The organism is Streptococcus halichoeri (assembly GCF_009870755.1).
GTDB lineage: Bacteria > Bacillota > Bacilli > Lactobacillales > Streptococcaceae > Streptococcus > Streptococcus halichoeri.
Window position 1 is genome coordinate 36,527 of record NZ_WLZU01000002.1, and the last position, 21,070, is coordinate 57,596.

17 protein-coding genes and 1 pseudogene are annotated in these 21,070 nt (G+C 44.3%); 3 read left to right on the forward strand and 15 right to left on the reverse strand.

Features of this window, described 5'->3' with window-relative positions:
* Positions 1-81: 81 nt before the first annotated feature.
* Positions 82-951: a CPBP family intramembrane glutamic endopeptidase gene (locus tag GWD08_RS00970; protein WP_244295458.1), complete on the reverse strand. Its 870-nt coding sequence runs from the start codon at positions 949-951 to the stop codon at positions 82-84.
* A gap of 142 nt (positions 952-1,093) precedes the next feature.
* Between GWD08_RS00970 and GWD08_RS08715 the strand changes: the two genes are divergently transcribed.
* Complete coding sequence (locus GWD08_RS08715) at positions 1,094-1,498, forward strand: ABC transporter permease subunit (RefSeq protein WP_244295460.1); 405 nt, start codon at positions 1,094-1,096, stop codon at positions 1,496-1,498.
* 538 nt (positions 1,499-2,036) lie between these two features.
* Here GWD08_RS08715 and GWD08_RS00980 read toward each other — a convergent pair.
* A pseudogene (locus tag GWD08_RS00980) lies at positions 2,037-2,909 on the reverse strand (SSURE domain-containing protein); the annotation flags it as partial.
* A 547-nt stretch (positions 2,910-3,456) separates the two neighbouring features.
* On the opposite strand from GWD08_RS00980, the gene GWD08_RS00985 reads away from it, so the two are divergent.
* Entirely contained in the window at positions 3,457-4,926 is a 1,470-nt protein-coding gene (locus GWD08_RS00985) for an FAD/NAD(P)-binding protein (protein ID WP_159563927.1), read from the forward strand.
* 157 nt (positions 4,927-5,083) lie between these two features.
* Here the strand turns inward: GWD08_RS00985 and GWD08_RS00990 are convergent, their stop codons facing one another.
* The 11 genes from GWD08_RS00990 to GWD08_RS01040 all read right to left on the reverse strand — a co-directional run bounded on the left by GWD08_RS00990 (position 5,084) and on the right by GWD08_RS01040 (position 17,247).
* Positions 5,084-5,575 carry a prolyl-tRNA synthetase associated domain-containing protein gene (locus GWD08_RS00990; RefSeq protein ID WP_159563928.1) on the reverse strand — a complete coding sequence of 164 codons (492 nt, stop codon included), beginning with the start codon at positions 5,573-5,575 and terminating at the stop codon, positions 5,084-5,086.
* 167 nt (positions 5,576-5,742) lie between these two features.
* Positions 5,743-6,831, reverse strand: a complete 1,089-nt coding sequence (locus GWD08_RS00995; RefSeq protein ID WP_159544529.1) for a sensor histidine kinase — start codon at positions 6,829-6,831, stop codon at positions 5,743-5,745.
* Positions 6,824-7,507: a response regulator transcription factor gene (locus GWD08_RS01000; protein WP_159563929.1), complete on the reverse strand. Its 684-nt coding sequence runs from the start codon at positions 7,505-7,507 to the stop codon at positions 6,824-6,826. Before GWD08_RS01000 ends, GWD08_RS00995 begins: the two co-directional genes overlap by 8 nt.
* 466 nt (positions 7,508-7,973) lie before the next feature.
* Positions 7,974-8,651, reverse strand: coding sequence for an ABC transporter ATP-binding protein (locus tag GWD08_RS01005; protein WP_159563930.1), 678 nt, complete (start codon positions 8,649-8,651; stop codon positions 7,974-7,976).
* A 1-nt stretch (position 8,652) separates the two neighbouring features.
* Positions 8,653-9,741 (reverse strand): ABC transporter permease, encoded by a 1,089-nt coding sequence (locus GWD08_RS01010; protein ID WP_159563931.1) that lies wholly within the window; start codon positions 9,739-9,741, stop codon positions 8,653-8,655.
* A gap of 278 nt (positions 9,742-10,019) precedes the next feature.
* Positions 10,020-11,114, reverse strand: a complete 1,095-nt coding sequence (locus GWD08_RS01015) for a glycerol dehydrogenase (RefSeq protein ID WP_159563932.1) — start codon at positions 11,112-11,114, stop codon at positions 10,020-10,022.
* 48 nt (positions 11,115-11,162) lie between these two features.
* On the reverse strand, positions 11,163-11,834 hold the full coding sequence (locus GWD08_RS01020) for a fructose-6-phosphate aldolase (RefSeq protein WP_159544519.1): 672 nt from the start codon (positions 11,832-11,834) through the stop codon (positions 11,163-11,165).
* Positions 11,835-11,852: 18 nt separating this feature from the next.
* On the reverse strand, positions 11,853-14,267 hold the full coding sequence (locus GWD08_RS01025) for a glycyl radical protein (protein ID WP_159563933.1): 2,415 nt from the start codon (positions 14,265-14,267) through the stop codon (positions 11,853-11,855).
* 272 nt (positions 14,268-14,539) lie between these two features.
* Positions 14,540-15,115 (reverse strand): KxYKxGKxW signal peptide domain-containing protein, encoded by a 576-nt coding sequence (locus GWD08_RS01030; protein ID WP_159563934.1) that lies wholly within the window; start codon positions 15,113-15,115, stop codon positions 14,540-14,542.
* Between the two features lie 391 nt (positions 15,116-15,506).
* The gene (locus GWD08_RS01035) at positions 15,507-16,490 is read right to left on the reverse strand and encodes a sugar-binding transcriptional regulator (RefSeq protein ID WP_159563935.1); all 984 of its coding nucleotides are present in this window, start codon (positions 16,488-16,490) and stop codon (positions 15,507-15,509) included.
* A 10-nt stretch (positions 16,491-16,500) separates the two neighbouring features.
* The gene (locus GWD08_RS01040; RefSeq protein WP_159544757.1) at positions 16,501-17,247 is read right to left on the reverse strand and encodes a DeoR/GlpR family DNA-binding transcription regulator; all 747 of its coding nucleotides are present in this window, start codon (positions 17,245-17,247) and stop codon (positions 16,501-16,503) included.
* Positions 17,248-17,370: 123 nt separating this feature from the next.
* Here GWD08_RS01040 and GWD08_RS01045 point away from each other — a divergent pair, with 123 nt between their 5' ends.
* The gene (locus GWD08_RS01045) at positions 17,371-18,144 is read left to right on the forward strand and encodes a glycyl-radical enzyme activating protein (RefSeq protein ID WP_159563936.1); all 774 of its coding nucleotides are present in this window, start codon (positions 17,371-17,373) and stop codon (positions 18,142-18,144) included.
* 213 nt (positions 18,145-18,357) lie between these two features.
* On the opposite strand, the gene GWD08_RS01050 is transcribed toward GWD08_RS01045, so the two are convergent.
* Positions 18,358-19,401, reverse strand: a complete 1,044-nt coding sequence (locus tag GWD08_RS01050) for a BMP family lipoprotein (protein WP_159544753.1) — start codon at positions 19,399-19,401, stop codon at positions 18,358-18,360.
* A 232-nt stretch (positions 19,402-19,633) separates the two neighbouring features.
* Positions 19,634-20,926 (reverse strand): adenylosuccinate synthase, encoded by a 1,293-nt coding sequence (locus tag GWD08_RS01055; RefSeq protein WP_159547948.1) that lies wholly within the window; start codon positions 20,924-20,926, stop codon positions 19,634-19,636.
* Positions 20,927-21,070 lie beyond the last annotated feature (144 nt).

The window sequence follows — 21,070 nt, forward strand, 5'->3', positions numbered from 1 at the left end:
TGTGTTTATGAGCCAGTGTGTGGACCAAAGCTTACTAGCACAGCTAAAGCCCAAGCAGCCAGGCTGACAGTCACAAAAATGCTAGCGCTTAGCCTTACCCCGCAGGGCTAACCAGGCATAAAGGGCCACGCTACTATAGGCCAACAAAGCGATGAGCGATGCTTCAATGCCAAATTGGCCCCCTGTTAGCAAAATGGATGAAGGTTCCAGTACATAGTGGCTAATATTGTAGGAATCAATGTGCGGTGAAATGCCGATAATACCACTAATAATGACACTGTTCCAGAGGGAATGCACCAGAGCATTGTTCCACACATGGCCTCCCTCATAGGCAATGAGGGAAAACATGCTACCGACTACCGTCCCAGCTAGGAGGACCAAGGCAAGGCTGATGAGCGTAAAGTTCTCACCAATGAGATGAAGCAAAGCAAATAAGAAAGAAGGAAGAAAGATAGAAATCACCGTGCCCCACCTGTCCCTAATCAGAGTCATAATAAGGCCGCGAAAGACCATTTCTTCCACAAAACCAGCGCCAAATCCAGTGAAAAAGATGCCCCGACTAAGCACCGTCAAGACCTCAGGCAGTGATTTATGGCCCCAGTAAAAGTGGCCTGGTAAGAGAAAATAAACCAGACTGACCAGGAGTGGCAAGAGGAGACCTACCAGCAACCATTTTCCTTGCATCAAGCAGGGACCTAGACCAAATGCCGCTAGATCGCGTTTTAAATACACGTGAACCAGGACTTTTAACAAGGAATAGGTCAAACCGATATAGCTTAGGCCTGACAAGGCTACCGCGATAAAGGCAGGCAGATGGAGCCATTCCAAGCCCGCCTCTAATAGTTGACTCACCACTTGGGCTAGGATCAAAATAACGAGCGCAGCTAAACTACCTAGATAGCATTTTTTTGCAGGGAACACACGGGTTCTCCCCTCTTTAAGACGTAGCATATTTCACTCCTTTTCTTTTACAGACGCTGTTTGTCAAACAGCTTAACACAACAACCTCCATTAGGTTACACTTTTTAGTATACCTCTTACAGCAGCGTTCGACAAACCTGGTTACCATCAGGCTAAGCTGCTCCCCCAAAACGTGGCGCAAGCCATCCCTGATCCGACCTATCTTGATTCTTATAACCAATACTTTAAAAACATCAATCAGCTGGGACTGTTGATTTTGGTCTTGCTCTTTAGTGGTAGTCTGACGCAGGAACTGATGAGAGGTACTTTGATTAATCTGATTACCAAAGGGCTTTCTAAAGCTGTTATTATCATGGCAAAATTCATCATGATGACAGGCCTTTGGAGTCTGGCTTATGGCCTAGGTTCTCTCATTCACTACGGCTACACTCTCTATTATTTCAATGGGCGTGGGCAAGACAAGCTGCTGGTCTATGCAGCTTCTTGGCTGGTTGGGGTGTTTCTCATCAGTTTGATTTTGTTTTTTTCTGCCTTTTTCAAAAAACAAGTGGTGTCCTCCTTGGTATCCTTGCGGTGATTGTAGTCTGCTTTATCAGCAGCTACTTTAAACTAACCAAAGATTACAATCCATTGCTTTTGCTGCAACATCAAAGCAGCTACCTAACAGGAAGCACCAACATCCATGACTTGTTCATCCCAAGCTTAATCCTAACTGCCCTTATCTTCATCACGCTTTGGCTGGCCATTGTGAGATTGAGACACATTGACATCTAAAAGGCCACAAGAAAAAAGCCCAGGAGGCCAGACCTTTAAGCCGATGGCTAATTGCTGAGCGGCAAAGCCTATACTGACAATGGTCTAAGGCGACTAGCTCGCAAAAACCAGGCTCCCTTAGGCCAAGCCCAAGCAGCCAGGCTGACAGTCACAAAAAAGCTGATGGTTGATGGCACATATGCCGCAGAAAAACCACAAAATAAAAAAACGAATGAGGCTAGGTGAGGTCAGTGCGACCTGCTGCTATCATTCGTTTTTGGTGTCGGTGTTAGGAGTTAAGTTAGCATGAGTTTTTGGTGCAACAACGTAGGACTTGTTTTTTTTGCCTATTTAACCATGAAGGTGATCATTTTTTCATCAATGACTTGGTTTTTGTCAGCCTTGCCGTCTTTGGCACCATAGACTTTAACCGTGGCTTTGTAGCTGTGTTTGCCATTTGCCTTTAGCTTTTTCAAAAGGGCTTTCTTTTGGAGTTTGCCCTCTTTACCTGCTAGCTGGACTTGATAGAAATAACGACCTTTTTCTAATTCTTTGACAGGTAACAGTGCCTTGTGTTTAGCTTTGCCATTATCAGACCAAGCAGCTCCCTTAGATGATGTCAACAAGAGGCGGGTTAACATGCCATCACCACCCAAGCTCTCTAGTGGGATGATTTGGTTAACACCAGCGGTGAAAGGTCCAGGGTATTTTGCCTTTTTGAGGTATTTTACAGGCACTTCTGATTTGTTAGCAACCATTGTCTTCACGCCTTCTTTGACTTCTTGGTCAGTGGTGTCGTGATTTAGGGTAATCATGACATCTTTACTAGCGACTTGGTTTGCCATGTCAGCTTTGCCATCTTTAGCACCATAGACTAAAACCATGGCTTTATAGGTCTTCATGCCGTTCATTTTGAGCTGATCTAGCAAAGCCATATCTTGTAGTTTACCAGTTTCTCCTGTGAGTTTGACTTGGTAGAAATACATGCCTTTTGCTAAATGAGCAACGGGTGCTAGGGCCTCATGTTTGGCACTGCCATTATCAGACCAAGCAGCTCCTTTGGCTGATTTCAATAAGAGGCGAGTTAGCATGCCGTCCCCACCAAAATTCTCAAACGGAATGACTTGGTTAACACCAGCAGTGAAAGGTCCAGGGAACTGTGCATTCTTTAGATAAGCACCAGGGACGTTGATGTCATCAGCTAGCATCATCACTGCTTCTTTGACGTCTTTATCAGTCGCTTGGTCCTGCATCATCGTTGTCATCATCATTTTTGATTCTGAGCCCATATCCATCTTTTGCTCAGCGATTGCAGGCTGTGCCACGGTCATTAAGAAAGCCGCACTAGCTGTCACAAGAACGCCCGTCAAGCCAGAGCCTATTTTTTTATCTGCCAAATATGAAGTTTTCGCTTGAGTCATGTTGAAGTCCTCTTTTCTTTTTTCTTGACTATAGTTTAGCAAGGACTTCTTAAGTAACTCTATAGCATTTATTAAGCAATTCTTAATTAAGGCTTATGACTTCATTAATTGCCTAAGTCTAATCAGGGTGAGTAAACTTATGACCTATTAGGGTAAACGTCTACTAAGCTTGCTACTTTTCCCAAAAGCAAGGGCTAACAGCACTAGTAACGCCTTTCTTTACTCAAGTATGCTGCTGGTAGCTAGTATGTTTTTAGAGAGACGTTTGTGACAGTTTGGGAGAAAATTCTTTTTTTCTGATGGCTTGATGAGCTGCTTGCTCTGGTTTTTATGCTATCATAGTAAAAAGGGGGCTCGGGGATTGAAACAAACGATTGGTATTATTGGTATGGGAGTTAGTGGGCTGGCTGTTTTGCTGGCACTATCGCGCCTTTCTGCTACAGAACTTGCTCAGATGCAGATTTTTTGCTTTGATGATGCTGAGCATTTTGGCCGGGGAATTCCTTTTCAACAAGATGATGCATCAGCTTTAATTAATTCGCCCATTGATGCGATTTCTTTTGATTACCAGCAAATGGCGGATTTTACAGCTTGGCTTACGGCACATCAGCTCGACACCAAAGACAGTTATGTAGCACGCGCCCTTTATGGGCGCTATATGACTGAACGGGCGCAGCAATTAATCCAAAGTCTACCCGTCACTGTCATCACTCAGCAGGTCCAAGACTTGCACTACTTACCAGATATTGGGGTTTGGCAGCTGAGGCTTGACAATGGGCCTTTTGAGCCGCTTTTTGATGTCATCCACCTTGCTTGTGGGGCCTTGCCGGTGATGGATCCTTATGGTTTGGCGGGTCTGCCCAACTACATCAGTGACCCCTATCCTATTCAAGGACTCGCTAAGCTAGATTGGCAAGAGACAAGAGTAGCGGTGATTGGGACGGGTCTTGCGGCAGTGGATGTCATCAAGTGGCTCTTGCTCAATACCTCAGCCCACATTAGGGCTTTTTCTCGCTCTAACTTCTTACCAACGGTGCGCATACTTAAGAGCCAGCCCATCCATTGGCAATTCTTAACCGATAAAGCACTCAAACAACTCCTACATCAAGGGCAAACTTGCTTTGATCTTGCCAGCTTTGAGGCGCTGCTCGAAAAAGAGCTAGAGGCACTTGGTTTTGCCGATTGGCAAAGTGCTACTAGGCAGTATCTGGCGCGTGGGATAGCTGGTTTACTTTTATCCTTAGAAAATGCAGAGCCGCTTGATGGTTTACAACAAGTGGCCAATCGAGTGGTTGACTGGCTGACTGATCTTTGGCCTTTGATGTCGCTATCTGATCGCAAAATCTACCAAAAAACCTATCATAAGGCCATCGTGAATTTGCGAAATCCCATGCCTGAGCCTTCTGCCCACGTCATCCTCACCGGTGCGAGTCACAATCAGCTGCAAATGCTTGAGTCAGTAACTACGATTCAACAAGCTGGCAAGGGCTTTAGCCTTAGGACAAGAAAAGGCCAAACTCTCTATGTGGATAGAATCATCAACGCCACAGGCTATCAGCTAAACGAGAAAAATCTCAAAAGAGCGAGCCCTTTATTGCAATCATTGATTGACCAACAGCTGGTGCAAATTGACAGTACTCAGGGACTCAGTGTCCTAGCTGCAACAGCCCAGGTCATTTCTCCCAAATATGGACTAACGCCAAACTTATATGCGCATGGCGCCCTCATCAACGGCGTTATTTACCAAAACAACTCAACTATTAAGATCCAAAAAATCGCTGAGCGAGCTGTGCAGTCCGCTCATAGCAAGCAATACAGAAAAAAAGCATAGCAAGTCTCAGCCCGACTAAACAGATAATAACCAAACTGCAAAAGTAACCTAGCCTGGGCATGTAGATTCTTGGCCTTTAATCCCTTTAGCATTACCCGCCTCTCTCTTAGCAAGACCATCTAAAAGCACCTGCCAATAAAGCAAGTGCTTTTAAGTATTATGCCAACGTCACTATCTGAGCAGGATAAGTGATTTTCTCCAAAAACGTCAGTAAATCAGGCGTGGCAATGAAAATGGTTTTTTCATTCGTATTAGGGTGAAACGTCATGCACTCTTGTGACACAATCGCTGCATCAATATACACCTGAATATCATGATCTTGGTTAAAGAGCAAGCCAAAGGGCGAGACGAGGCCTGGTTGGAGAGCCATCTTTTCCTCTAAGCTAGCATTAGAAGCTAGGCGTATCCGATTAGCACCGACCAGCTCTCTAAACTGCTCCATATCAAGCTGCTTGCGGTCATCCATGATTAACAGGTAAAACTGCGTTTTCTTTTTATTGGTTAAAAACAACGTTTTGGTCCTAACGCCAGGAAGCCATGCGATAAAGTCATCAGCCTGTTCAGTGGTCAGAGCTGGCGCGTGCTCGATGAGCTGATAGGGCAGACCGAGCGCTTGGAGCTGGTCAAAAACAGGGGTCACTAAATCCATAATAATCTCCTTCTAAAAGGCAATGTGAACAACAAATAATGATGAGTGCTGATTGTGGGCCTTAGTTGCTTTTTTTCTATCTCAGGCAGCTGTGCTGACACGCTTTTTTTGCCTTCCAAGCTGCCAAGCGTTCGCTGCTACATATCACGGCGTCACGGCCGCAGTCCTTAGCTTTTGGGAGGCAGACTAGCACTAGCAGCCAGATTCAGGCGCTTAGGGAGCGTCACTGTCACAGTCGTCCCTCGCTGTTCTTGACTGGTCAATGCGATGCGTCCATCCAGCTGCTTGATGATCTGAGCCACAATAGCAAGCCCAAGGCCACTCCCTTCTTGCGCATGCGATGTATCACTTTGAAAAAACTGCTCAAAAACCCGGTCCAAATGGTCTTGTGGGATGCCTTGACCATGGTCTTTTAAAATGACCTGGGCCTCCCCGCCTACCATGTGCACGGTAATCTCAAGCTCTGGAGAATTGTCTGAATATTTAATGGCGTTATCCAAGAGATTGAGCCAGATTTGCATAGTCAAGTCAGGAACGGTTCTAATCCGGACGGGCTTTGCCGCAATGTTTAGCTTGATCTGTTTATTTGACCATTTTTCTGTCAAGAGGATCAAAGCCTGGCGGATTTGCTCATCAATCGCCACACCATCCACTGGCACTGGTTCCTTGTTTAGGCGTGATAGGCTGAGCATGCCATCACACAAGCGCGTCAGACGTTCGGTTTCTTTTTGCATCAAGCCCAGCAGCTCGGCTTGTTCCTTAGCTGGCAGACTGCGATCCATGAGCAGCTCACTAACCCCAGCTAGCGCGGCAATGGGCGTCTTGAGCTCATGGGAAACATTGGAAATAAAATCCTGACGCAATTGGGCAATATTTTGTAGGGACTTAGCCATTTTAGTGACATTTTGTGACAATTCGTCCAGCTCATTGTGGTAGGGCGCTTGGTCTTTAGGATAGGACCTGCGTACGATGCTAATGGAAAAATCCCCTTGCGCCACGCGCTGGACGGCCTGATTTAGCTGATTAATCGGGTTTGTGAGATGAAAGGATCCAAACCACATGATTAAGCTGCCGCTCACCAGCAAGACAACAGTATACAGCAGCAGCCAAATAACCAAGGAAGCTTTGAAACCAAGGAGATTTTTTAAAACAAAGATAAGGCCAAACCCTAACAGGCTGCTTGTCGATAAGATCGCGATAAACAAATAGACAAAATAATACCGCAAGGAGCGCTCAAGATGTTTAGTCTTAGTCATTGCTGATCCTTCCTTTGTAGCCAAGCCCTCGAATGGTTATGATCTGAAAGTCACGCATTCCTTGACATTTCTTTCGTAAGCGCTTGATACAAGCATCAACGAGGCGTTCGTCACGCTCGTCATCCATACCCCAAATATCATCTAGCAAATCCAGGCGCGTAAAGATCTTTTCAGGATGACTCAATAGCTTGTAGAGAACATAGAATTCTTTTGGGGGCAATTGCAGGAGCTGCTTGGTTGCTAGGTTTGTGAGGGTTAATTGGTTGTAATCTAGTCTCGTTTGCCCCACTTGTAAGTGCTGCTCAGCTTCTAATTGTGCCCGTCGCAAAAGCGCCTTGACCCGCAAGCTCAACTCTGACAGCCGCACCGGCTTGACCAAATAATCATCAACACCCAGTTTAAAAGCTTGCTCCAAGGCCTGCAGCTGCGCTTTTGCCGTAATCATCAGAATTGGCAATTGGTCGTTAGCACCACGCAGATCCTGCACGAGGGCATAGCCATCCTTTATAGGCATCATAATATCTGTAATCAGTAAATCAATAGACTCTGTCTCCATCATATCAAGGACTTGCTGCCCATTAAAAGCCGAATAGACCTGATAATGCTCCTGACGTAGCTTAGTGGAAATGATGGTATTTAAGGACTGGTCATCTTCAGCAACTAAGATTGTAAACATGGCAACTCCTTTGTTCTTTCTTTTTCTGTCATTATAGCACAAGAAATAGCCTATAGGTGGGCTCAATCTGATAAAGTCTTTATGGAAATAGTCGCTGGTGCAGATAATAACTGACACAACTGGCGTCCCTAATGACTGACACAACTGATGGCTTTAATGACTGGCACAGCCGGCGGCCCTAATGTCTGACACAACTGGCGACTCTAATGTCTGACACAACTGGCGACTCTAATGAATGACACAACTGATGGCTTTAATGACTGGCACAGCCGGCGGCGCCTCTAGCTGTTTTTACAAGCAGCTCCCTTACCCCCAAAAAGACAAGGAGTTTACCCTTTTGACATGAGCCACAAAGTCCTTGCCTCGTTTTTTATGAGTTGACTATCCCTTCATTTGACAAAGAGCGGTTCACTTTCACCGCTCTTTTGTTCTTCTTTTTACCCAGCACACTTCTTGCGTTGCCTTTTTAGGAGAATTTTTGCAGCTGACCTTGCTTGAGCTCATAGACTGTGTCCACAAAGTCTAAGACCGAGCGGTCATGTGTCACCATAATAGCTGCCTTTTGTTTTTCTTTGACTTCTTTTTGAATCAAAGCAACAATATCACGGCCACGCTCTGGATCAAGGCTAGCAGTGGGCTCATCAGCTAGTATGACTTGGGAATTCCCTAAAAAAGCACGCGCAATGGCCACCCTTTGCTTTTGGCCGCCTGATAATTGATTGGGATGTTTTTTGGCCGAGTCGGCCATACCTAGATCCCCTAATAACTGCTCCACAGTCTTTGCAATGTCGGCTTTCTTCACCCCTTTGACCTTGGCAACTAGGGCTAACTGTTGTTCAATGGTCATAAAGGGCAGCAATTGGTGGTCTTGGAAGATAAAACCTAACAGTGCCTGACGTTTTTTAGTCCACTCTGTTTGTTTAAGACCAGTCATATCCTGTCCGGCAATCTTTAAGTGCCCAGTATCAGGTGATAAAAGCAAACCAGCAATTGATAACAGCGTCGATTTGCCAGAGCCAGACGGACCCAAGATGGCGACAAATTCCCCCGCTGCCACCGTTAAAGCAAGGTGATCAAGGACGAGCTGGTAGCCCTCGCCGTCCTTAAACCCTTTTGTGATGTCTATTAGTTCTAATTGATTCATCCTATTCTCCATTTCCACCAATAACCTGTACGGGATCAACCTGTCTAACCTTAAAGAGCGACAAGGAGCCACACAAAAGCGCAATGATTAGAAAGGCACAAGCTAAAAGCCCCACCCTTGTCCAGGTCAAAAAGAAAGGCATGGCCTTTGGCAAGACCTGTGCTAAGCCAACAGCCAGAGCGGTTCCTAGACCTAAGCCGGCCAAGGCCAAAAGAAAGATCTGGGCCAATTGCATACCAGCAATCTGAGCCATGGAAAAGCCAATGGCTTTGAGCACACCAAATTGTTTTAATTTTTGCAGCGTCAAAATATAGAAGAACACACCTAGAATCGCCGAAGAAGCCACAACCAAGACCCAGATAATCATCGATAAGGTTAAAGCTTCTGCTTGATAACCAGGAATCTTTTGGATAATTTGGGCTTTGGAATACGTCTCAAGCCCTTTAGGCACAGTAGTCAGCTTGCTTGCTTTGGGCAAACTATAGGCCTGTGGCTGCCACTCATATTGCGGCATGGTTTTTTGCCGTAGTTGGGTATAGGTTGCTTTGGAAATAAAGATAACCGGACTATGGCCATACTTAGCATCCTTCACAAAGCCCACAACTTCTAGCCATTGATTGGTAGTAGTGTCTTTGAGTCGATCGCCCAGGCGTAAGCCCTTATCATAAAAGCTCTCATCCAAGACTGCCTGCCCCTTTGTTTGGCCCAGCCGATGGCCCGCATGCACGGCCGGATTCAAATCTTCTTCAGGAGCAATCGCAAAGTAGGTGGCATCTTGCTTTTCACTTGTGCCTTTTGCTTGAATGGCTGCGCGTTGAATCACAAGCTCAGCACCCTCAGAGCCATACTGTTGCTTTAGCTGAGTGCTTTGCTGCGCTGTTATATTAGAAAACGTAATCAGTCCTTTAGAATCATCTGACAAGAGATAATGCCTACCTCCGAATTGCTCAATCTGGGCACTGACATCTCGGCCCAGGCCATTAGCAAGGCCGGTCAAAAAAACCACCATAAACATCATCACAACAATCAAACCTTCTACTAAAAGGTATTTTTTGGGCTGATAGGTCAGCTCACTCCATGCAACTTTCATATTATGCACACTCCTTTACTTCTCCTTTTAGTATAAACAAGAAATGTGACCTGAATATGACCTTGCTCTTAGGAGCAAAGCTCAGCCAAGGCAGTGAGCTTGCTTTAGTAAGACTATGCCAGACACTTTTTTTGCCACACAAAAAACCGCAAGAAAACATGGTTTTTGGGTGGTTTTCCTGCGGTAGGTTCTTTGCTCTTATAACTGTTTAGTCAGTTTGGCTGGCGCAGCCGTTTTGGCTGAACCCTAAAATGCTGACTGAGCGTACGTAAAGACGACTAAGCCGTTAGCTGTTTAACATAGGCATCTACCGCCACAAGGGCAGCAGCAATATCTTCAGCAGAAATAGCAAATGGCATTTGATGAATCGTTTCTCCTTCAATGGTGGCCTGCTTACCAACCTTTAGTAAATCTTCATAGCTAGCCTGATCAAGATGCATTTCCTTGAGGGTTGTGGGCATTTTGATTTGTTGGTAGAAGCGAATATACTTATCAATTTCTTCTTTTGGTCGGCTTTCTAAGAAGAATTGCACCAAGGTGCCATAGGCTACTTTTTCTCCGTGAGTGAGATGATGAATATCGCCTTCTAAAGCAGTAAAGCCATTGTGGATGGCATGAGCTGCAGCAAGGCCTGCACTTTCAAACCCTAAACCACTCAACAAGGTATTAGCTTCAACAACATTTTCCAGAGCTTTGGTGACAACTTTTTGTTCACAAGCAGCCATGGCTTGCAGCCCATCAGCAAACAAGGTCCGCTCACAAGCCTCAGCAATGGCAAGGCCGGCCAAGGTTTGATTGCCACCAACCATAGTCAGCCCATTTTTTTGCAAAACAGCGCGAGCTTCAGCCCAAGTTGCAAGACCATCAGCAATGCCTGATGCTAATAAGCGATCCGGTGCTTGACATATGACTTGGGTGTCCATCAAAACCAAATCGGGGTTTTTAGAATAAAAGAGATACTTTTCAAAAGCCCCTTGATCAGTATAAATCACTGATAAGGCTGAGGTGGGAGCATCAGTAGAGGCCACAGTTGGCGCAATCACAACAGGAATATCTAACCGATCGGCAATAGCCTTAGCACTGTCAGCCGTCTTGCCGCCTCCTAAGCCTATAATCAGATCATTCTTATTACTACGGCCAATGTCTGCTACACGGGTAATCTCATTTTCTGAAGCTTCGCCATTAAAGACCAGCCGATCAACTAAAATGCCTTGGCGTTTTAAGTAGGCCTCAAAGTCTTCTCCCACTATCTGATAAACCAAATCATCACAGAGTAAAATGGGTTTGCTACCAAGCTTTAAAATAGCCTTATGACTTTCAAAAAGCGCATTCTTACCTTGAATGTAACGAGATGGACTAGCAAATACTTTCATAACACAGCCTCCTTTGTAGCGAGTTATTTTTATAGTCAGTCACCTGACTTAGACAATACTGTGGGTATGGTGGATAGCTTCCCAATCCTTATCAAAATCAGCAACAGCCTTTTGAATAGAGGGCATGGCAAAACCAGCTTCAAAGACAGCCGGACTTGCCGTAATAGCTTGGGCTCCCTGGGCAAAAGCCTTATTGATTTGCCCAACATTTTTAAAGCTGGCTGCAAGGATTTTACTAGCAAAAGCTCCTTGAGCAATAGCTTTGGCCAGCTGGCCAATGACAGCCTCAGCATCAATATTTACATTTTCCATCCGATTATAGTAAGGCGCTAAATAATCAGCTCCAGCTTCAATAGCTAGTAAGCCTTGAAAGGTGGAGTAAATCGCCGTTGCTGTAATCCGATAACCCTGAGCTTTTAAGGTCTTAATGGCCGCTAACCCCTCAGTAGTCACGGGGACTTTAATATAAATAGAATCCCCACAGTGCTGTTTAATAGCTGCGGCATCCTTTAGTATGCCTTGATAGTCTTGAGCAACTACCTGCACATGTATCGATGCCTTATCACCAATGATTGTTCGAATATCCTTGATCCGTTCAAAGAAGGCAATATCGCCTTCGGCCTTAGCAATTGTAGGATTTGACGTCACTCCAGCTAGGGGCAAAATCTTAGACCATTTTGTAATAGCCTCAAGATTTAAGGTATCTAACATGTATTCCATAAGTTTTCCTTTTTTCTCCTATAAGGTATGTTCTGTTCGTTCGATAATATCATCTTGCGTGGCCTTAGAAAGCACATTGAAGAAGGCAGAATAGCCAGCCACGCGCACAATCAAATCGCGGTGTTTTTCTGGGTGTTTTTGAGCATCAATCAAGGTTTCTCTTGAAACCACATTATATTGGATGTGATAGCCATGTAGACGATTAAAGAAGGTTCGTAGCAAAGCGATTAACTTGGCCTTGTCTTCTTCTTTGGCCAGGGTTTGGGGGTTGACTTTTTGGTTCAGTAAGACCCCACCGACAATCTCATCCGTTCGCAATTTAGCCACTGATTTTAGCACGGATGTCGGACCTTTTTTATCCATGCTATGCTCAGGTGAGCAGCCTTCTGCCAGAGGTGACCCTGCATGACGACCATCGGGCGTTGCAAGCGTTCCCTTGCCTTGGCCAACATTCGCCGAGATGGATGAGGTGCCGCAATAGCGGATACCACCAATCGGTCCACGACCATAGCGCGTGTTAGGATACTTAGCAATCTCATCAATGTAAGTATCATAAGCAGCTACCACTAATTGGTCGGCATAGTCATCATCATTGCCATATTTTGGCGCCTCATTGATTAGCATTTGCCGAATGTCTTCACCACGCTCACCTGCAAAATCACTTGCGAGCGCTTGCCAGAGTTCCTGAGGAGTCAGGCGTTTATCTTCGTAGACTAATTTTTTAAGCGCTGCTAGGGAATCGGCTAGATTAGCAATGCCTACCTGCAGGCCAGAGATAAAGTCATAGACTGCTCCGCCTTCTTTTAAAGTCTTACCGCGGCCGATACAATCATCGGTCAAGGCCGAACAAAGAATATCGGGTACTTCACGCTCAAGGCCAAGGTCGATAGCGTTTTCAACAATGACACTCATGCGCGTGATTTCACGCAAGGTAGCATCAAAGGCCGCTTTGAGTTCTGCGTAAGAAGTCATCTGGGTAAAATGCCCATGCCCCTTAGCAAAGCGTTTGCCAGAAGCGGGATCAATACCGTCATTCATCGTAATGAGCAAGATTTTCGGGAAATTGATATAGCTCATGCCCGTGCAACGGTAGCCCCACTTGCCAGGTACAGCCGTTTCGACGCAACCAATAGCCGAGTAGTCATAGGCATCTTTTTCTGCCACCCCTTTTTTGATAAAGGACGGGATGATAATCTCATCATTGTTCATAGCCGGCATGCCAAAGCCTAGCTTCATGACCTCAATACAGTCATTCATAAATGCGGGGTCCAACCCCTTATGGTAACGCACAGTCAAGTTAGGCTGGGGTAGTTTGGTCTGAGCTACCGAACGCAAGACCAGGTAGGACATAGGATTGACTGCGTCTTGTTTATCCCTGGTTTGCCCACCGATAGTGACATTTTGATACATGGGGCTACCAGCAGATGAGAAGGTATGGGATTGGCTGCGCACCTTATTAATGGTAAGAGTCTTAATCCACAGATTAGTGAGTCGCTCAACAATCGACTCTTTCGTTTCAAGACCAGCTGCTATATCCGCCTCGGCATAGGGGGACATGTATTGATCAAATCGGCCATAAGACAGAGAGTGGCCGTTTGACTCTATTTGTAAGATACATTGGATAAACCAGACCGACTGGACGGCTTCGGCAAAGCTTGCTGCCGGTTCATAGGGGACTTTATCACAAATGCGCGCCATTTCTAAGAGTTCTGCTTGGCGCTTTGGCAAGGCCTGTTTGGCCAACTGACGTGCCAAGGCCGCATAGCGATGGGCATAAGTTTTCACCGCATCAATCACAATGAAGATAGCATCATAGAAATGGTATTTGTCAATATTTTCAGGTACAGTGAGATCTAGAGCAGCTTTGGCAGCACGAGCACGTTCTTCAAAGCCTTTCAGACCATATTGGAGGAGTTTTTGATAGTTAACAGCCAGATGAGCATCCCCTGAATTCATCTTGCCTTCCATGCCAAAAAAGCCCGTTTCCATGTAGACAGCAACTTCTTTTGGTAGAAGCGCACCGGCACGAGCCCGTAGGTTGTTGTTCTCCCAAAAAGGAGCAATCGAGCGCAGCTGTTCCTTTGTTTCTTCGGTAATATAGAAAACATCACCGTCACGTTTTTCAAAAAGGTCTAACTCCTTAATGACAAATTCCAATGTGTATTCTGGGAAAATCGGAGCATCTTTATTGGAAGAGGCTTGATTACCAGCAATGAAGCTATCCTCTTCAATGTAGATGGTCATGTTCTCTAAGACCTCTTGCAGCATGTAGGCCCGCTTGAGGGTCGCAGGCTTATCCAGATGCTCTTGATAAGCTTTTGTTACCAGTATAGCCCGCTCTGCATCAATGTAGGGCTTTTTATTAAGGACTTCTTCACGGTAGCGATTCATCCGTGGTGTTAACTGTCCAAAATAAGGGATTTTGTCAGTCATGGGCATCTCCTTTACTAACGTAACATACTTAAGTTTCTTTCGAAATCATTTTACCACATTTGCTCTCTCATTTGTATTTGTTTGCAGCTTTAGTCCCTTGTAAAACCAATAGTGCACAAAAGTGCATAGTTGTAACAAAAAATATATGCCAGAGCCATTTCCCCTCCACTCAATCAGCGCCAAGGAAATTTGTCTGACATATATTAAACTTTACATTATATAGAAGAAAATAGAAATAATGGGTATCTTGCTTTAAGAGTTATAAGCCATCACTATTTTTTCCAAATCTTTTTGATACTAAAGGCACCCACAGCTATCAAAATCATGACACCTGTTGCAGATAAAATTGTTACTGGAGATGTTGAGGTCGATTTACTCTGAAGCATATTTTTCGATTCCGATGAGCGGTCCTTATGTTTTCGTACAGCTTCACTTCCACTTAAAGTGGGAGCGGCTGGGCCCCAGGTAATGTGTGCGCTAGCACCTGTGTTCTCACCTGTGTTCTCACCTCCAAAGCCAGGAAGCTCACGGTCGCCATTGCTTCCACTTAAAGTCGGAGCGGCTGGACCCCAGGTAATGTGTGCGCTAGCACCTGTGTTCTCACCTCCAAAGCCAGGAAGCTCACGGTCGCCATTGCTTCCACTTAAAGTTTGAGTTCCTGGGTACCAAAGTACGCACTGGTGTGTATCTTGATCTTGACTACGAAGACCAATTACACTTTGACATCCTCCATAACTATTGGCAGTGATAGCCGCTGTTCCCATGACAAGACTGGCCATTAATGCCACACCAGAAAACAGCCATTGCTTTCCTGATTTCCACATTCTAAAACCAACTTTATTATTCATAAAATACTTATCTCCCTTTAATTTTTTAGCCATTTATGGCAAAAACCAGTATATATATACTCAAGTTCAGGGATTTATTTATTTTACAACTTATAACCCTGTGTATAGAAAGCGTTTTACATACTATTAAATAGGTAGTTTGTGGAGATTTTAAAGGAAATGAAAGGCTGATTATTACTATAATAGCAGTTAATGTTTAACTTATTTATGAGATTTTTATTTAAGCCTTTTTTAACATTAGCCATCTAAACAGGTCAACATTTTTGTGCATATTATTTTTATCACGCATATTTGTGCATAGCTTACAATAAAAAACCTAGCTCTGAACTTCCAGTGCTAGGTTTTGTTATCACATTATATTTCACTTATTTAAGCAAAGGCTAGTGGCTAGTTAGCATGGCAAGGATTTGAGTTCCTCAGAAGCCTGGTCTAACTGCAGGATCTGATGGATAGTGGCACAGTCGGTGACTAAATAGTTAATGGCTTTGGTTTTTAAGGCTGCTAAAATGGCTTCTGCCTTCATCGTACCTGTAGCCAGGGCGATCGTTTTTGGCACTTGTATGAGTTGCTCCAAGGTAATGCCAATAATGCGTTCTTGCAAGTCATTGGCGACGAGTTGGCCGTCTTTGTTAAAGAAGCGGCAGCACATTTCACCAACAGCTGCTTCTGCTTTGAGCATGTCCACATCCTGTTTATTTAGCAAATCTAACCATTGGCTTTCAATACCTGATTGGGGTGTCCCGCCTATACCAACAAGCGCGACATCAATGTGATTCCAACTGTTTTTGACATTGGCAAAATACTTAGAATCAACAATCCCATCTCTTATGGCTTTGTTTTCTTGAACAACCATGGCATTAATAAAATCACTCTTACCCTGAAATATTTTAGCTAGACGATAAACTAGGGTGTTGACATGATAACTGATATTAATATGGCTAGGACCACCCGCCAACGGGTAAACTTCCACATGCTTCATCATTTTGGGATCGATCATATCAATCGTCCGACTAAGTGATGATCCCCAGGCTAATCCAACCTTGTCGCCATCTTGCACTATCTGTCTGAACAGTTCTGCACAAGTTTTGGCGGCCCGGCTTAAGAGGTCTTCTGGGCGATCATCGGGATGCCTAGGGACAATTTCTAGTCGTTCTAGGCCATATTTTGCTCTGACTTGCTCTTCTAAGGCAAAAAGGCTAGCATCATAGCCTATAATCTCTATCTGAACTAAGCCTAATTCCTTAGCTCTTGCTAACATGCGACAAACTGTGGTGCGGTATATGCCAAGCTCTTTGGAAATTTGAGTCTGACTTTTCCCTTCTATATAGTGTAAATAAGCTATTTTAGCTAGTAATTGTTTACGCTCTTCTTTCATCAGTGGGCACCTATTCTACAAAAATCACTTCGATTGCCTTTTGGGTCAAAGCCTCAAGGGCTTCTTTGTTCAATCCCTTGTCTGTAATGACCCGACGTACAGCATTGAAGTCTATCTGGGGCACTAAGCTTGGTTTTTCAAACTTAGAGGAATCCGTTAAAATAATGACCTGATCGGCCACCTTAGCCATTTCTTGGACAACCTCTGTCCGCATCATATCCTTACCCATAAAGCCAACACGAGGGCTAAAGCCATCTGTGCCAAAGAAGAGTTTATCTACATGGAATAAGCGAATCATTTCCTTGAGAAGAGGCCCAACAGTTACTTCCGCAGTTGGCTGATAATAGCCGCCCAGCAAAATAATTTGACAGGTCTGATAATGACGTAGGTAATTGGCAATAAAGCTAGAGTTGGTAATGATTTTGATATTCTGCTTGGTCTGACACAGGACCTCTGCTAGTAAAGCACAGGTGGAGCCAGATTCAATCATAATGGTTTCATTATCTTGGATCAGCTCGGCTGCTTTTTCGGCAATCCGACGTTTAGTCGTGTAATGATAAGATAGGCGGACATTTAAATCATCGCCATTGTTCAACACAGCATAGCCATGTTCGCGGCGGAGCAGTCCTTTAGATTCTAGTTTATCTAGGTCTTTACGAATGGTCACTTTGGATACTTCTAAGAGTTGTGATAGCGTCGTTACATCGATCTTTTTTTCTTGTGAAACAAGTTGAATGATTTTTTCTAAACGATTCATGTTATACCTCATCCCTTATTATAGCAATTTTAGGGGTAAATGAAAAGACGCCTAAACTTTCGAACGAAATTGATTTATTTACGTTTCTCTGTTATCATGGAGGAAAAGAAAGGATAGGTTATTATGGCAGCATCTGGAATGGTATTTAATATCCAACATTTTAGTATTCATGATGGGCCGGGCATCCGGACAACGGTTTTTCTTAAAGGTTGTCCTTTAAAATGCCCTTGGTGCGCCAATCCTGAATCTCAAAAAATGATGCCTGAGCAAATGCGCACAAGCGATGGTCAAACCTATGAGACCGTCGGCCAACTTAAGACCGTTGATCAGGTCATGGAGGAGGTCTTAAAAGATCGTGATTTTTACGAAGAATCAGGGGGTGGCTTAACCTTATCAGGGGGTGAAATTTTCGCCCAGTTCGCATTTGCTAAAGACATCCTAGTCAAAGCTAAAGAAGAAGGCTTACATACAGCCATTGAGACAACGGCATTTACTAATCAGCGGCAATTTGCTGATTTAATCCAATATGTTGATTTTATCTATACTGACTTAAAACATTATAACAAGGCTAAACACCGCGCCGTTACGGGTGTATCAAATGAAGTGATTATCAAAAATATCCACTATGCCTTCCAAGCAGGAAAGACCATTGTCTTGCGCATCCCTGTCATTCCTCATTTCAATGACAGCTTAGCAGACGCCCAGGCTTTTGCAGAGCTCTTTAACAAACTTGACATCAGAGATGTTCAGCTGCTTCCTTTTCACCAATTTGGTGAAAACAAATATAAACTCTTGGATAGAGATTATGCTATGGCTGGGATCGACGCTTATCACCCAGAAGATTTAAAGGACTACCAACAGGTCTTTTTAGACTACCAGATTCATTGTTATTTTTAAGCCTTATCACTGCCGCTGGCTCACGATGGCTTAAAAGCCAAGTGCTTTATGCTCACTCACCCACTACAGAAAGGGGCAATGAGTCTTTTTAACAAGCAAAAACACCCCAATTGTTAGAGTTTTTGGCTAACTTTTGGGGCGTTGGTCATTATTAAGGTAGGGGTAAACCCTCTATATATTATTCTTATTTTGTTCTTCGTAGGCTTTTTGTGGTTATTTTTCAGGGACTGTAATTTTACCAGCGGTGATATCTTTGCGGGCTTGGTCTACAGCTGCTTTGACCTCTGCTGGCAAATCTTTGGTAGTTAGATCAACACCGTCTTCTTTAATCCCAAAGCGGTTAACTTTGCCACCTGGAAAGGTATCTTTTTCAGTCATCGCAATAACTTTTTGCATTGTTTTACCGACTTCTTTAATGCTAGAAGCTAAAACGAAGTTGGCTTTTTTCCCTGATTTATCCGTGTAATGGCCTTCGGCTTTTTGGTCACGATCCACGCCAATGACCCAGACTTTATCAGCTTGCGAACGTTTTTCATTGATGGCTTTAGCTTCATTGAAAACACCTGCTCCGGTACCGCCTGCTGCTTGGTAGATTACATCAGCGCCACTAGCATACTGCGTTGCTGCAATGGATTTTCCCTTGGCTGCATCAGCAAAAGAACCAGCATAGGTAATGGTTAATTTAATAGAAGGATCGACGGATTTAACACCAGCTGCAAAGCCGCTTTCAAAACGCTTAACAACTGTCCCTTCCATACCACCAACAAAACCAATTTTTTTGGTTTTTGTTGTCTTGGCTGCGGCAACACCTGCCAGATAAGCTGCTTCGTTATCAGCAAAGGTGATGCTAGCAACGTTGTCTTTGCCTTCAATCACATCATCGACAATGGCATATTTGGTATCTTTGTTGTGTTCAGCTGCTTTTTTAATAGCATCTGTCAGGTTAAAGCCAATCCCAAATACTAAATTATAGCCGCTAGAAGCCGCTGTTTCAAGATTGGTCACATATTCAGATTCGTTGGACGATTGGAAATAATCAAAGCCGCGGCCTTTTTGTACGTGTTGCGATTTTCCCCAGGCCTGCAATCCTTCCCAAGCAGATTGATTAAAGGATTTGTCGTCAATTCCTCCCTGATCTGTCACCATAGCGACCTTGAGTTTCGTTTCTGAAGCATCTTTAGATCCCTTCTGTGAACATGCACCTAACGTCAGCACAGCCAGAGCAGTAAGAGATAATGAGACTATTTTTTTGTTCATTGAAAAATGAACCTCCTTGAAAAGCAAAATATTTCCCTCGACCGTCACTTGTGAAGAGGAAAATCTAGTATACCAGAAAGCTTGATTTTTGCAAAGCATTTTTATTTAATTGTTCGGTATTTCTCAAAAACCAGGAAGACGACTCGCATTTCTTACTGCATTGTTAATAAAATAACGAAAAAAAGAACTGATTAAGCTCAGCTCTTTTTTCATTTCTAGGCTAGTTATCCACCTAAATACTTGCCCAAACGGATTCTAAAATATTAGTTTGTTCGCGGCCTGGCCCGACAGAGAAGGTCGAGATGCGCACACCAACTAGCTCGCCAACGCGGCGGACATAGTTGCGGGCATTTTCTGGTAGGTCATCTAGGCTACGAACACCAGTGATGTCTTCTTGCCAACCTGGTAATTCTTCATAGATTGGCTTACAACGTTTTAATTGCTCTAGACTAGCTGGGTAGTGGTCAATACGCTTCCCATCAAGATCGTACGCTACGCAGATTTTAACCGTATCAAGCCCTGATAGAACGTCAATCGAGTTCAGCGAAAGGTTAGTAATGCCTGATACGCGACGACTATGGCGCATGACAACTGAGTCAAACCAACCCACACGACGCGGACGCCCAGTCGTTGTACCATATTCGTGACCAACTTCGCGGATCCGCTCACCCACCTCATCAAATAACTCTGTAGGAAAAGGACCATCACCAACACGGCTAGTGTAGGCTTTACATACCCCAACAACCTTGTTAATCTTGCTTGGGCCAACGCCAGAACCAATCGTTACCCCACCAGCTACTGGGTTTGATGAGGTTACAAAGGGATAGGTGCCCTGATCAATATCTAGCATGACACCTTGGGCCCCTTCAAAGAGTACTCGTTTACCCGCATCAAGTGCATCATTTAAGATCACAGAGGTATCCGTCACGTACTGCTTAATTTGCTGACCATAGGCATAGTATTCTTCAAAAATATCTTCAAACGTGATTGCAGTAGCATCATACATTTTTTCAAAGAGCCGGTTTTTCTCCGCCAAGTTTACCCTCAAACGCTCAGCAAAGATGTCTTTATCAAGCAAGTCAGCAATCCGAATCCCAACACGCGCCGCCTTGTCCATATAGGCCGGGCCGATTCCCTTAATCGTGGTGCCGATCTTGTTATCGCCTTTGGCATCTTCTTGTAACTGATCTAGCTTAATATGATAAGGTAAGATGACATGCGCCCGATCTGAAATGCGCAAGTTATCAGTGGTGATGCCTTCACTATGGAGATAAGCAAGTTCTTTGACCAGTGATTTAGGATTGACCACAACGCCATTACCAATCACTGAAATCTTTTCTTTAAAAAAGATACCAGAAGGAATCAAGTGTAATTTGAACTTTTTACCATCAATCACAATGGTATGGCCGGCATTGTCACCCCCTTGGTAACGGGCAATGACTTCGGCATCAACGGATAAAAAATCCGTAATCTTGCCTTTACCCTCATCACCCCACTGGGTACCAACAACTACTACTGATGTCATAATTTTTCCGCTAGCGATAAGCACCCTCCACACAAAAAAGCACTTATCGTCACCTTTCTAGAAAGCAGGGCAGGACTCTCACCTGCAGTTTGTCTTACACTTCATTATAGCAAAAAATGATTTTTTATACCATCGCCGCCTGCA